Annotated in this window: 9 protein-coding genes, 1 tRNA gene and 1 pseudogene; 4 read left to right on the plus strand and 7 right to left on the minus strand. The window is 69.9% G+C overall.

Translation table 11 applies throughout. The features are described from left to right. Positions 1-66 precede the first annotated feature (66 nt). Positions 67-4,851: a DUF6531 domain-containing protein gene (locus tag ACE1OA_RS05670; RefSeq protein ID WP_432752401.1), complete on the minus strand. Its 4,785-nt coding sequence runs from the start codon at positions 4,849-4,851 to the stop codon at positions 67-69. A gap of 313 nt (positions 4,852-5,164) precedes the next feature. Between ACE1OA_RS05670 and ACE1OA_RS05675 the strand changes: the two are divergent. Further along, positions 5,165-5,893 (plus strand): annotated as a pseudogene (locus tag ACE1OA_RS05675) (tyrosine-type recombinase/integrase); the annotation flags it as partial. Between the two features lie 100 nt (positions 5,894-5,993). Here ACE1OA_RS05675 and ACE1OA_RS05680 read toward each other — a convergent pair. Then, positions 5,994-6,067: transfer RNA gene (locus tag ACE1OA_RS05680), tRNA-Pro, on the minus strand. A gap of 127 nt (positions 6,068-6,194) precedes the next feature. Here ACE1OA_RS05680 and ACE1OA_RS05685 point away from each other — a divergent pair. After that, positions 6,195-6,914, plus strand: coding sequence for a transketolase (locus tag ACE1OA_RS05685; RefSeq protein ID WP_432752402.1), 720 nt, complete (start codon positions 6,195-6,197; stop codon positions 6,912-6,914). 37 nt (positions 6,915-6,951) lie between these two features. Further along, positions 6,952-7,845, plus strand: a complete 894-nt coding sequence (locus tag ACE1OA_RS05690; protein WP_356600286.1) for a transketolase family protein — start codon at positions 6,952-6,954, stop codon at positions 7,843-7,845. A gap of 136 nt (positions 7,846-7,981) precedes the next feature. Here ACE1OA_RS05690 and ACE1OA_RS05695 read toward each other — a convergent pair whose 3' ends face one another. Further along, a complete protein-coding gene (locus ACE1OA_RS05695) occupies positions 7,982-8,344 on the minus strand; it encodes an MmcQ/YjbR family DNA-binding protein (protein ID WP_384866395.1) in 363 nt (120 codons plus the stop codon). Positions 8,345-8,864: 520 nt separating this feature from the next. Here ACE1OA_RS05695 and ACE1OA_RS05700 point away from each other — a divergent pair. Then, the gene (locus tag ACE1OA_RS05700) at positions 8,865-10,064 is read left to right on the plus strand and encodes an acyl-CoA dehydrogenase family protein (protein WP_356600290.1); all 1,200 of its coding nucleotides are present in this window, start codon (positions 8,865-8,867) and stop codon (positions 10,062-10,064) included. A 167-nt stretch (positions 10,065-10,231) separates the two neighbouring features. Here the strand turns inward: ACE1OA_RS05700 and ACE1OA_RS05705 are convergent, their stop codons facing one another. The 4 genes from ACE1OA_RS05705 to ACE1OA_RS05720 are packed head-to-tail and all read right to left on the minus strand — an operon-like array spanning position 10,232 to position 12,204. Then, positions 10,232-10,801 carry a GAF domain-containing protein gene (locus tag ACE1OA_RS05705; protein ID WP_356600292.1) on the minus strand — a complete coding sequence of 190 codons (570 nt, stop codon included), beginning with the start codon at positions 10,799-10,801 and terminating at the stop codon, positions 10,232-10,234. Then, positions 10,798-11,421, minus strand: coding sequence for a GTP-binding protein (locus ACE1OA_RS05710; RefSeq protein ID WP_356600294.1), 624 nt, complete (start codon positions 11,419-11,421; stop codon positions 10,798-10,800). The genes ACE1OA_RS05705 and ACE1OA_RS05710 overlap by 4 nt, the downstream gene beginning before the upstream one ends. Next, the gene (locus tag ACE1OA_RS05715) at positions 11,399-11,764 is read right to left on the minus strand and encodes a DUF742 domain-containing protein (RefSeq protein WP_147976650.1); all 366 of its coding nucleotides are present in this window, start codon (positions 11,762-11,764) and stop codon (positions 11,399-11,401) included. The genes ACE1OA_RS05710 and ACE1OA_RS05715 overlap by 23 nt, the downstream gene beginning before the upstream one ends. A gap of 5 nt (positions 11,765-11,769) precedes the next feature. Then, a complete protein-coding gene (locus ACE1OA_RS05720) occupies positions 11,770-12,204 on the minus strand; it encodes a roadblock/LC7 domain-containing protein (protein WP_147976497.1) in 435 nt (144 codons plus the stop codon). Positions 12,205-12,206: the final 2 nt, after the last annotated feature.

The raw sequence follows: 12,206 nt of genomic DNA on the forward strand, positions 1-12,206 counted from the left end.
GACATCGGCTGGACGCGAGGGTGTGGTGCGGGGCATGCGTTTCTCCGGAACGATTCGTCGTGAGCGCTAGACGCCGGTTCTGACGTACGCGGCGGGGTTCTCAAGAATGTAGGTGAAGGTGAAACCCTTGCTGCCGTACGCCGTGAAGTGGATTTCGTGGGGGATCGGGTTGCTGCCCGCGTACTTGGGGACCACGTTGTACTGGACGACCTCGTCATTGTTCTTGACCTGGTCATAGATCACCGCCTCTACCGACAGCCGCTGTTCGGGCGTGTTGGTGGGGGTCTGCGTCTCGGTCACCAGATTCTGATGGGCGAACTTCCCCGTTCCGTGACCGCCGAGGCGGTTGGCGTAGAGGTGGCCACGGGCCTCGTTGAAGTCGTTGCCGTTGCCGCGCCAGCCGGGGGTCCGCAAGGTGCCGGCCTCGGTTCCCTTGTTGAGCATCTCGGGCCGTATGGAGGCGTAGACACCTGTGGGGCGGCCCAGGTGGTCGAGGCGCCCGTAGCGGACGCTGCCGCCGAAGCCGCTCGTCGAGTCGCCCCAGTCGTAGGCGTCGAAGCTACAGCGCTTGGGGGCGAGGCCCAGTGGGTCGGTGGATGCCCAGGGGTTGGCGACGTAGGTGGCCGGGTTGGGCGCGGGCGCGAGGCCGAGGGGGTCGAGGGTGGTGTAGCGGGCGGTGTCGGGGTCGTAGTGGCGGTGGAAGTTGTAGTGGAGGCCCGTTTCAGGGTCGGCGTACTGTCCGGGGAAGCGGAGCGGGGTGTAGGCGGTGGCGTCGCGGTTCCACCCTGTGGTCCCCCAGGTGGTCGATCGGCTGCGCCAGGTCGTCTCGCCGGTGGTGGAGACGAGTTCGGTGGGGGTGCCGGCGAGGTCGGTGACGATGGCGAAGAAACGCGCGTCGGTCTCGGCGTCGTCGAGGAGTCTGCGTTCGTACTGGACGAGCGGGCGGTGTCCATCGTATTCCCAGGTCAGAACGGTTGCGGTGGCCTCGTCGATCTGTTCGGCGAGGACGGTTCCGTCCCAGGTGTAGCGGATGGTCTCCACCGAGGTTTGCCCGTCGTCTGCCATGCGGTGCTTGGCGGTGCGGCGGCCGAGGGGGTCGTAGGTGTAGGTCCACAGGGTGCCGTCGGGTGTGGTGCAGGAGGTGAGACGGTCCCGTGCGTCGTAGGTGTAGCGCCAGAGGTCGGGCTTGCGCGAGGGGCGGGTGCGGCGGCGTTCGACGACCCGGCCCGCTGCGTCGTGTGTGTAGTGGAGGGCTCCCGCGGTGAGGAGACGGGTGCCGGCGTAGGTTCGCGGGCCGCGGGCCTCGCCACGCCCGGCTCGGGTGGGCCACCGCGCTGCGTCCTGATTGCCTGCTCGGTCGTAGGCGTACTGCTCCGTCCAGCCGTCGTCGGCGACGGTGAGGGGCCGGCCCATCGGGTCGATGGTGATCTGCTTGACGCGTCGGTCCGTGTCTGCGGTCTTTTCGCCGATGGCGACGGGGAAACCGTCGGCGCGGTAGGAATAGTCGCGCGTGACAAGGGGCGAGGGGACAGTTCCGGCGCCGAGGCTCTGCGCCGCCGGCCTGCCGGCGTCGTCCCAGGTGGTTGTCAGGCTCACCGGGGTGGATGGATCGCCCCAGAACCGGGAGACCTCGCGGCCGAGGAGGTCGTGCCCGAAGGTGAGGGCGTTCCCGTCCACAGCCATCGAGGAGCACCGGCCTGCGGGGTCGTAGGCGAGGCTGGTGACGGCGCCGGTGGGTGTGGTGCGCGCGATGCGGCGGCCGGCCGGATCGTACGCGTACCGGAGAGTCCGCCCGTCGATGCTTTCGCTGAGCGGTCGGCCCATGACATCGCGCACGATACTGAGCGTGGATGTCGCGGTGCGGGCTTCGACGAGCGCCCCGGCAGTGTCGTACACGTAGTTGGTGAGGGCGCCGTCTGCGTCGTCTGAGGTCAGCCGGCCCATGGCGTCCCAGGTGTAGGTGACGGTCTGTCCGGCGGGGTTGACGCGTCGCGTGATCCGGTTGGCCGCGTCGTAGTGGTAGTGGCTGGTGCGTCCCTCGAAGTCGGTCTCGGCGGCCATGTTGCCGGCGGCGTCGTAGGTGTAGCTCCAGCTCTGCCCGAGCGGGTTGGTGACTTCGACGAGGCGTAGTTCGGTGTCGTAGCGCAGTTGGTGGCGGGCTCCGTCCGGGTCGAGTCGGACCAGAGGCTTGTCGAAGGGGCCGTACGCAGTGCCCCAGACGCCGCCGGCGGCGTCGGTGTACGCCGTGCAGTTGCCTTCGTCGTCCCAGGCCCAGCTCTCACGGGCTCCGTCCGTGGCGGTTCGGGCGACGAGGCGGTCGTCGTTGTCCCACACGAACTCCTGCGCCTGGCCGACCGGATCGACGATGCGGAGGGGGCGTCCGCGATGGTCCCGCTGCACGCGCGTCACGCCGTGCTCGTCGTCGCTGACCTCCAGGGTGAGACCGGCGGCGTCGGAGGTGAAGCGGACTGTGCCGCCCAGGGCGTCGGTCATGGTCGCGATGGCGCCCGTGCGGTCGTGGGTGAAACGCTTCACCGTCCCGTCGGGAGCCTGGACGCCGGTGCAGTTGCCCAGGCCGTCGAAGGTCTGCCGCCACACGGTCCCGTCCGCCCCCGTGATCTCCACGGGCATGTTCCGCTCGTCGTAGCGGGCCGTGGCCGTGGTGCCGTCGGGCAGCCGTACCCCGACCAGGTTGCCTTCCTCACTCCAGGTGAGTTCGGTGGTGTGGCCCAGGGCGTCGGTGCGCGTGAGCGGGCGGTCGTACGCGTCCCAGGTCAGGTAGGTGGTGTGGCCGAGCGGGTCGGTCTCGGCGACGACCTGCAGGCGGTCGTTGAGGTGCAGAACGCTGGTGGCGCCGGTGGAGTCGGTGTAACGGGTTATACGGTGCCCGGTCTCAGGGTGGACGTCGTAGGTGAACGTCGACGTGAGAGTGCCTTCGGGGCCGACCGTGCCGGCGACCCTGCCCTCGGCGTCGTACACGTAGCGGAAGGTGAAGGCATTGCGGTCGGTCCACGAGGTGACGCGGCCATCACCGTCGTACGTGAAGTACATGACGGGGCCGTCGGTGCCATCCGGGCCGGTCAGAGCGGTGAGGCGACCAGCCTGGTCGTAGCCGTAGCCGACGACCGTGGTCGGGCCTCCAGGGCCACGGACAGCCAGGTCCGTCACCCGGGTCTCGGTCGCGGTGATCTGGACGACGTATCCACCCGAGTGGGTCACGGCGGTCGGGGCACCGTCGGCGCGGCGCGCCACGTCGACGCGGTTGCCATTTCGGTCCTCGACCGCAGACAGCCAGTAGGCGGTCGAGGACCGGTAGGGGTTGCCGGTGAAGCTCCGGACCGGACCCCCGTGAGGGTCGCGCACCTCGTACGTGGTCGCGTCACCGTCGACGCCGCCATGGACCAGGGGTAGCCGGTCGCCCTCCAGAGGGAAGACCTGCTCGCCGCCGGGGCGAGGCAGCCGCGGATAGATGAGCAGAGAGCCGTCCTCACGAGCCCAGATGGCTCCGCCGCCGAACACGTCGACCTCGATGCGCTCGTCGAGGGTGGACGCCCAACTGGGCCCGAACCACTGACCGTAGCGGTAGGTCGATACATGGGTTCGGCGCAGCGTGAGCGGAAGCACCCCGGGCAGGACGAGGTCCGTCTGCGGGAGCAGCATCTTGCCCGTGGCGACGTCGACCGGATCGTTTTTGCAGACGGTCTTGTCCAGGGACACGCTGTTGGCGCGGGGATCGCCCTTGGCATCGCTGACCGAATTGGGCCTGGTGTGGGCGTCGGGGCCCGGTGCTCTGCGCTCCTGAGACCCGCCGTCGGTGTCGTCATGGTCGCCCTTGCGCTGCCGCGCGAGGCGGTCGCGGATGGCGTCGTCGTTGTTCTTGTGGTCCTTGGATATCTGCTTGACCGCCTTGGGCAGGGTCTCACCGACGTGGTCGCCCATGGTCTTGGCGGACTTCACCAGGGCGCCCATGGCCTTCTCGATGACCGGGTCCAGGGCGTCGGCGATGTCGTCACGGCCCTTGTTGCGGCTCTGAGCCGTCTTCGCCTTCGTCAGCCTGCCGGTGGTCTTGCCATGGATCCCGACGCTCACGCCGTTCAGCTTCGTGCCGGCGCTGTCGTGCTCGTCGTGCTCGATGTGGAACCCCTTGCCCCCCGGGCGACCGCCGCCGCTTCCTGCGGAGGCGAGGTTCAGGCCCTCCTTGGCACCCTGCACGCCTTCATCGAAACCGTCCTTGCCGGCCTGCTTCGTCTGGGCGAGGTCCACACCGTTCTGGACGCCCAGCGCGTCCATGCTCACCTGGACCACCAGGTCCGCCGCCATGTTCTCCAATGCCGCCACGACGGGCTCGGTCATCACCGAGACGATGTGACCGACCGCCTCCTCCATGGCACCCGTGATGAGCTTCAGCAACTGCTTCTTCGTGAAGGCGATCGCCCCGGCACCGAGCAGGGCGGACAGGCCACCGGTCACCGGGATCAGCGCCATGGCGAGACCGGTCTGGCCGGCCAGGATCCCCAGCTCTGCGACGGCCTTCCACTTCATGGCCTCGATCGCGCCCGCCGCCATGTCCAGGGCACCTGCGATCGTCCGGGCAGCGGACACCATGTCCTTCAGGTGCTTGCCCTTGACCTTGTTCCAGTGCTCGTTCAGGGCGTCCATGGCCTCGCCGTGCCCCGACGACAGCAGGCGCTCCATGTGGTTGTTGGCCAGTTGCCCGTCGTCGGCGAGATCGTCCGCGAACTCCCGCAGCGCGTCCGCCATCTCCCGGTAGGCGTCCTCATCGACGTTGGGCCAGTTCACCCCCACCAGATCCAACAGCGTGTCAGCCCAGTCCGGCACCGTGACAGCCATGATCGAGAATCCCCCATACGATGATCAGTCAGCCGTACAGTCCTACCACGGTGTCTTGGCGAGGTGTCATGCGCTGCAGCAACCTGTCTCGATCCTTGGTGCAAAGCCTCGACGGTCTCGTGAACGCCCCAGGTCACGCGCTCGTGCATCCAAGGAGACATACGTAGCGAACAGCTGATGTCGTCGCGTATGCGACTGAGTTTCAGGAGGCGGAGGACGGGGCCCTGCAGAGCTCGAAGAGCGACTCGTCCGTCGGCCTCTCGATGCACCAACCCGTCCGACGCGGAATGCCGAGAAGGTTCTTGCGAATCGAAAGGTCAACCCGGCCCGCGTGACGGGCCGGCAGAAGCCTTACGAGCAGGCCGAGGACGAGCTCCTCGACCCGCGAGCACCGGCCCTGCCCGACCGGGGAGCGCTCGCCGAGCTGGCCGACGCGCTCGTGGCCGCCTCCCACGGCGAGTACCGGGACCGGGGCGAGGTCGTCCTCTTCGTCGCGTGCACGGCCGCGCGTACCGGCGAGGTCTCCGGCTGCCGAGTCGGGGACATCGACACCACCAACTGGATCTGGACCGTCCGACGCCAGACGACCCCCGCTCCCGGCGGCCTCTCCGACAAGGGGACGAAGGGCAAGCGGGCCCGCCAGGTCCCCGTCATCGAGGAGATCCGCCCCCTCGTCGCGCAGCGCATCCTGGCCACCGGCCCCGATCCCGACGCGCGCATGTTCACCGGTCCCCGTGGCGGCCGTATCTCCACCGCGGTCCTGCGCGACGCGACCCACTGGGACGACGTCGTCCTGAAGCTCGGCTACGAGCACCTTCGCCGACACGACCTCCGGCACACCGGACTCACCTGGTTCGCCGACGCCGGGGTCCAGGTGCACGTCCTCCGCAAGATCGCCGGCCTTGGCGCACTGACCAGCACCCAGCGGTACCTGCACCCCGACGTACACAAGATCACCGCCGCCGGCGCCGCTCTCTCGGCACACCTCAGCGTGCTGCGCGCGCCCCGGTCCCTGTCGAGCCCGATCGTGGTCGCCCGCTGACGCGGTCAAGGCGAGCAGGTCCCCGACCGGTCCCCGAAAACGATCGAGGGGCCGTTTCAGATTCCTCTGAAACGGCCCCTCGACCTCCGACTTCGAAAAGTCGGGACGACAGGATTTGAACCTGCGACCCCTTGACCCCCAGTCAAGTGCGCTACCAAGCTGCGCCACGTCCCGATGCCCGTCTGACCTGGGGTTTCCCTGGGCCGAACGCGCATGAGAACAATACCGCACTTCCCCGGGTGGTCACGAACCCCTTTCCGGGGTTGACCTCGAGTTCGCTTGAGGTTGCACCGTGTGTGTCATGACGAACACGGCAGACACCCTCGCCCCCCGCGATCCGCGCACCGACCTCGCCCGGCTCACCCGCCTCATGGGGCTGATGACCGGCGACGAGAAGCACTCGCCGGCCGCGACCTCGACCCTCGACGCGCTCTGGGTGCTGTACGACCGCGTGCTGCGGGTCTCGCCCGAGACCTTCGGCGACCCGGGCCGGGACCGGTTCCTGCTGTCGAAGGGGCACGGGCCGATGGCCTACTACGCCGTCCTCTCGGCGAAGGGCTTCCTCCCGGAGGAGCTGCTGAGCGGGTTCGGCTCGTACGACTCGCCGCTCGGACACCACCCCGACCGGACGCTGGTGCCCGGTGCCGAGATCGGGAGCGGCTCGCTCGGGCACGGGCTCCCGCTGGCCGTGGGCAGCGTCCTGGGGCTGCGGGCCCAGGGGCTGACCGATCCGCGGGTCTGGGTGCTGATCGGGGACGCCGAGCTGGACGAGGGCAGCAACCACGAGGCGCTGGCCTACGCGGGGCCCGCCGGCCTGGAACAGCTGCACACGCTGGTGATCGACAACGGTTCCGCCAGCTACGGCCGTCCGGGCGGGATCGCCGCGCGGTTCGAGGCGGCCGGCTGGTCCGCGAGGACCGTCGACGGGCGCGATCACGACGCGCTCCACGCCGCCTGCACGGCCCCGCACCCCGGCCGGCCGCACGTCGTCGTCGCCCGCGTCGAGCCCAAGCACGCCTGACCCCCGCCACACCGAGCAGCCGAGGAGCACCCTTTCCATGGACACCATGCGCGACCGCTTCATCGCGACCACCAGCCGCCTGCTCGACGAGGACCCCCGCCTGGCGGTCGTCCTCGCCGAGATCAGCAGGGACGGCTTCCGGGAGGCCGAGCGGCGCCATCCGGACCGCGTGATCAATGTCGGGATCCGCGAGCAGCTGCTGATCGGGGCGGGCGGCGGGCTCGCCCTGACCGGGATGCGGCCGGTGATGCACACCTTCGCGAGCTTCCTCGTCGAGCGCCCCTTCGAGCAGCTGAAGCTGGACTTCGGCCACCAGGGCGTGACCGGCGTGCTGGTCAGCGCCGGTGGCTCGTACGACTGGCCGGCCGGCGGCTTCACCCACATGTCACCCGGCGACGTGGCCCTGCTCGACACCCTCGACGGCTGGACCGTGCACGTACCCGGCCACCCGGACGAGGCGGAGGAGCTGCTGCGCCAGGCCGTCCGGAGCGACGACTCCGTCTACGTCCGGCTCTCCGCGCAGTCGAACGCCGCGCCCCGGCCCGTCACCGCGGGTCTCTCGACGGTGCGCGAGGGCCGGGACGGTGTGGTCGTCGCCGTCGGTCCCCTGCTGGACGACGTCCTCGCCGCCACCGAGGGCCTCGACGTGACGGTCCTCTACGCCCACACGGTCCGCCCCTTCGACGCCGACGGCCTGCGTCGGGCGGTCGCCGGCGCGCGCCCGGACGTCGTCCTGGTCGAGCCGTACCTCGCCGGCACGTCGACCGGCTCCGCCAACGACGCGCTGGCGGAGCTGCCGCACCGCGTGCTGGGTCTCGGTGTCGCCCGCCGCGAGCTGCGCACGTACGGGAGCATCGAGGAGCACCTGGCCGGTCAGGGTCTGGACCCGGCGGGACTGCGGAAGCGGATCACGGCCTTCCTCGGCCGCTGACGGCGCTCGCCGGGCCGGTGGGACCGCGATCCCGTTCAGGCCACCGGGGCGGATGCGGGACGGTCTCTTTCCGGCCAGGTCCGGCGGGGCCGGGCCGGTGACCTTCCGGCCAGGACGCGGGGGACGGGACGGCCCCTCACCCCGCCTCCCCCATCTCGGGGTGCTCCGCGAGGAGACGGCGCGAGGCCGCCTGGCGCCAGGAGTCGGCGAGGACGGCGCGGAGTTCGGCCTCGTCGTCGAGGGCTCCGAGCCGGACCCTGATCCACGCGTAGCCGTCGTCGTGCCCTTCGCGGATGAAGAACTTCCCGGGCTCGGCGGCGATGAGCTCCGCCCGCTCCTCCTTGGGGCACTTCACCCCCATCACCTGATCGGCGTCGTCCAGCGAGGCGAAGATCTTTCCTCCGGGGCCGGCCCGGAAGGTGGGCATCCCCCACGCGAGCTTCTCGACCGCCCCGGGGAGCGAGAGCGCGACACGGCGTACGTCGTCTGCGGTGGCCATGCCCCGACCGTACGGCGCTCCGCGGGGGCGCGAAGCGGAATGCGCGCCGACCCGCCCGCCGGTCACTCCCTGTCACGCATCGCCACGCTGTCGCGTGCCGCCGCACGCCCCTTCCGACAGCCTCTTCGGCGCCCGCGAAAGGCCGGAAGCCCCGCCGTTCCCGGCATCGGGGCCCCGGCGAAAGATCCGGCATGCCTCCTCTGTGATGAAGAGGTGGCCTATGAGGCGAAGCCTGGGCTATCGGCGCCATATGACCGGTCACCGGTTGCCGTTGGCATGTGGCAGAAACCTGCCTGAGTGGAATGACCTGGTCGAAGGACCCACCAGCCCAAGACCACGCGAAACACAGTCAGATTCAAACGTCAACCACTCGGGTTTCGGACAAAGTCCGTGGCGATATTGCTCCGGTCACGAAAGATCAACACCATGAAGTGGTCGGCCTGTTCGGGACGGGACCACTGCCGATGCACCACCTGTTCGAACAATCGCGCGAACAGGCGTTTCGCAGGGGAGGACTCCGATGGACGGCTACTTCACCAGCCGCATGCATCATCAACTCAGGGAGACCGTTCGGGACTTCGCAGAGCGTGAGGTTCGGCCACGGATAGCCGAGATGGAGGCGACCCGTACGGTCCATCACGAGCTCTCCCGGCTGATCGCCGAACAGGGCTGGCTGGGGGCGACAATCGGCCACGAGTACGGGGGCATGAGCGCCGGGCATCTGGCCAAGACGATCATCATCGAGGAGCTCTCCCGGGTCAGCGGCGCCATGGGCGCGATGGTCCAGGCGTCCCAGCTCGGCACCGCCAAGATCGTGCACTTCGGCAGCGACGAGCAGCGCAAGACATGGCTCCCCGCGATCGCAGCGGGCGACTGCCTGCCGACGATCGCCGTCACCGAACCCGGGTCCGGCGGCCATGTCCTCGGAATGACGGCGAGCGCCGTCCGGGACGGGGACGACTACATCCTCAACGGCAACAAGGTCTTCGTCGGCAACAGCCATGTCGGCGACCTGCACGGTGTGGTGGTCCGGACCGGCCCCGGTTCGAAAGGGCTCACGGCCTTCCTGGTCGAGTCCGACCGCCCCGGGTTCCGCACCGGTCCCCAGGAGCAGGCCATGGGCCTCCACGGGTTCAGCTTCGGCGAGCTCATCTTCGAGAACTGCCGTGTCCCCGCGGCCAACCGGCTCGGCGACGAGGGCGACGGACTGGCCGTCGCCTACTCCTCCAGCGTCCTGTACGGACGGGCCAACCTGACCGCCGTCTCCCTCGGCATCCACCAGGCGATCCTGGAGGACACCACCCGGTTCGCCGCCGAGCGCCACCGCTACGGCAACCCGCTCCACGAACTCCCCACCGTGAAGCTGAAGCTGGGCCAGATGCAGTCCCGGCTGATGACCGCACGACTCGCCGCCTACCACGCGGTGCACCTGCTCGACCAGGGCATGTCCTGCGACGCGGAGCTGATGAACGCCAAGCTGGTCAACGTCGAGTCGGCCCTCGACTCGGGCCGCAACGCGATGGAGATCCACGCCGCAGCCGGGCTCTTCACGGACCGGCCGATCGAGCGCTACCTGCGCGACGCGCACCACATCTTCGCCCCGGCCGGCACCTCGGACGTCCAGCTGCTGCGTCTCGCCGAGGTCGCCCTCGGCACCGCCAAGGGCAGCTGGTCCGAGCGGCTCTCCGACCTGGTCCGCAGAGAGCCCGTCCCGGCCTGACCTCGACGTCGGCGGGCGCGGCCGCCGACCGGTCCCCACCCCACGTGCGCAACGGCGCGCACGGTTCCGCGCCCCTCCCCCTCCCGGAGGTCCCCGAGAAGAAGAACGCGCCCCGGCCCGGCCTTCGCCGTTCCGGGGCGCCACCCGCGCGCGGGTTCACACCGTGCTCAGAGCATGCCGTCCTCGCGGCGGTGGATCTGCTCCACCAGCTCCGCGGCCAATGTCTTGATCGTCTCCAGGCCCGCCCGGCCCCACGGCCGCACGTCGGTGTCGACCACGCAGATCGTGCCGAGCGCCACGCCGGTACGGTCGATCAGCGGCGCGCCCATGTAGGAGCGGATGCCGATCTCGTCGACGACCGGGTTCCCCGCGAAGCGCGGGTAGTCGCAGACGTCCTCCAGGACGAGCGCCTTGCGGCGCACCACGACGTGCGGGCAGTAGCCGTGGTCGCGTGCCATGAACCGGCCGACGTTGCCGCCGGCCGCCGCCGCGCCCAGGTCACTGCCCGAGTGGGTGCCCGCCGGGGTGTGCAGGCCGGCGAAGAACTGCCGGTTCTCGTCGATGAAGTTGACCATGGAGTACGGGGCTCCGGTCACCTCCGCGAGCCGGTGGGCGAAGTCGTCGAAGGCCTGCTCCGGCCGCTCCCCGAGACCCAGTTCGCGCAGCCGCTGGACACGGACGGGCGCTTCCCGGTCGACGGGGGTCAACAGAAGATGACCGGTCGGGTCGTAGGTCATGTCGTGGCTCCGTAGCTCGGCACGGCGGCCGGGATGGTGGTGAGCAGATGCTGGACGAGGGTGAGGAGGGTGCGGATGCCGGCGCTGGAGATCCGGGCGTCGCACAGGACGACGGGCACCTCGGGCCTGAGGTCGAGCGCCGCCCGCACCTCGTCCGGCTCGTAGCGGTAGGCGCCGTCGAACTCGTTGACCGCGACGACGAACCCGATCCCCCGGCGCTCGAAGAAGTCGACCGCCGAGAAGCAGTCCTCCAGGCGGCGGGTGTCGGCGAGGACGACGGCTCCGAGGGCGCCCTCGGAGAGTTCGTCCCACATGAACCAGAAGCGTTCCTGGCCCGGGGTGCCGAACAGGTAGAGCACGTTGCGGTCGTCGAGGGTGATGCGCCCGAAGTCCATCGCGACGGTGGTCGTGGTCTTGGACTCGACGCCCACCAGGCTGTCGGTGCCCGCGCTGACCTGGGTCAGCAGCTCCTCGGTGCTCAGCGGTTCGATCTCGCTGACCGCGCCCACGAAGGTGGTCTTGCCGACGCCGAAGCCGCCCGCCACCAGGATCTTCAGCGCGGTGGGGAAGGGGTCGGACGCGAAACTCTCGTGGCGCTCAGAGCCGTTGTCGTAGGCCATCGAGCACTGCCTCCAGCAAGGAACGGTCGGTTGGATTGGCGTGGAAACGGGGCGCCCGGGCGGTGAGCGCCCCGCAGTCCACGAGGTCGGAGAGGAGGACCTTGGTGACGACCGCGGGCAGCCGTAAGTGCGCCGCGACCTCCGCCACCGAGGTGGGTCCGTCGCACAGCCCGAGGGCCAGACTGTGCTCGGGACCCATGTGCCCCTGCGGGGAGGAGCCCGTCGCCATCACCATCGACAGGAGATCCAGTGCGGTGGTGGGCTTGGTCCGGCCGCCGCTCACGGTGTACGGGCGGATCAGCCGCCCGGCCGCGTCGTCGAGCCAGGGCCCCTCCTGGGACATCACGCTCACAGCCCCGTGCTGCCCGCCGCGCCGGCGGCCTGTCTGGCGGGCGTGACCAGGTACGGCCGCACGCTCTTGACCAGCATCGCCATCTCGTAGCCGAGTACGGCGGCGTCCGCCTCGCGGCCGGCGAGCACCGCCAGGCAGGTGCCGGAACCGGCGGTGGAGACGAACAGCAGGGTGGAGTCGAGTTCGACGACGACCTGGCGGACCTCGCCGCCGTCGCCGAACCGCGCACCGGCGCTGCGGCCGAGCGAGTACAGCCCGGAGGCCAGGGCTGCCATGTGGTCGGCCGCGTCGGTGTCGAGGCCGTGGACGGATTTGACCAGTCCGTCGGAGGAGAGCAGGACCGCGTTGCGGGTGTAGGGGACCCGCTGGACCAGACCGCTCAGCAGCCAGTCGAGATCCGAGGAATGGCCGGTCGGCGAGTTGCTGACCATGG

The organism is Streptomyces sp. JL2001 (genome assembly GCF_050917515.1).
In the GTDB taxonomy this organism is placed as follows: domain Bacteria; phylum Actinomycetota; class Actinomycetes; order Streptomycetales; family Streptomycetaceae; genus Streptomyces.

Excerpts from the sequence above, each read along its gene's own strand:
- ACE1OA_RS05705 (WP_356600292.1), bottom strand. The coding sequence starts at position 10,801 with ATGACCTACGACCCGACCGGTCATCTTCTGTTGACCCCCGTCGACCGG.
- ACE1OA_RS05685 (WP_432752402.1), top strand. The coding sequence starts at position 6,195 with ATGACGAACACGGCAGACACCCTCGCCCCCCGCGATCCGCGCACCGAC.
- ACE1OA_RS05700 (WP_356600290.1), top strand. The coding sequence starts at position 8,865 with ATGGACGGCTACTTCACCAGCCGCATGCATCATCAACTCAGGGAGACC.
- ACE1OA_RS05690 (WP_356600286.1), top strand. The coding sequence starts at position 6,952 with ATGGACACCATGCGCGACCGCTTCATCGCGACCACCAGCCGCCTGCTC.
- ACE1OA_RS05670 (WP_432752401.1), bottom strand. The coding sequence starts at position 4,851 with ATGGCTGTCACGGTGCCGGACTGGGCTGACACGCTGTTGGATCTGGTG.
- ACE1OA_RS05710 (WP_356600294.1), bottom strand. The coding sequence starts at position 11,421 with ATGGCCTACGACAACGGCTCTGAGCGCCACGAGAGTTTCGCGTCCGAC.
- ACE1OA_RS05720 (WP_147976497.1), bottom strand. The coding sequence starts at position 12,204 with ATGGTCAGCAACTCGCCGACCGGCCATTCCTCGGATCTCGACTGGCTG.
- ACE1OA_RS05715 (WP_147976650.1), bottom strand. The coding sequence starts at position 11,764 with ATGTCCCAGGAGGGGCCCTGGCTCGACGACGCGGCCGGGCGGCTGATC.
- ACE1OA_RS05695 (WP_384866395.1), bottom strand. The coding sequence starts at position 8,344 with ATGGCCACCGCAGACGACGTACGCCGTGTCGCGCTCTCGCTCCCCGGG.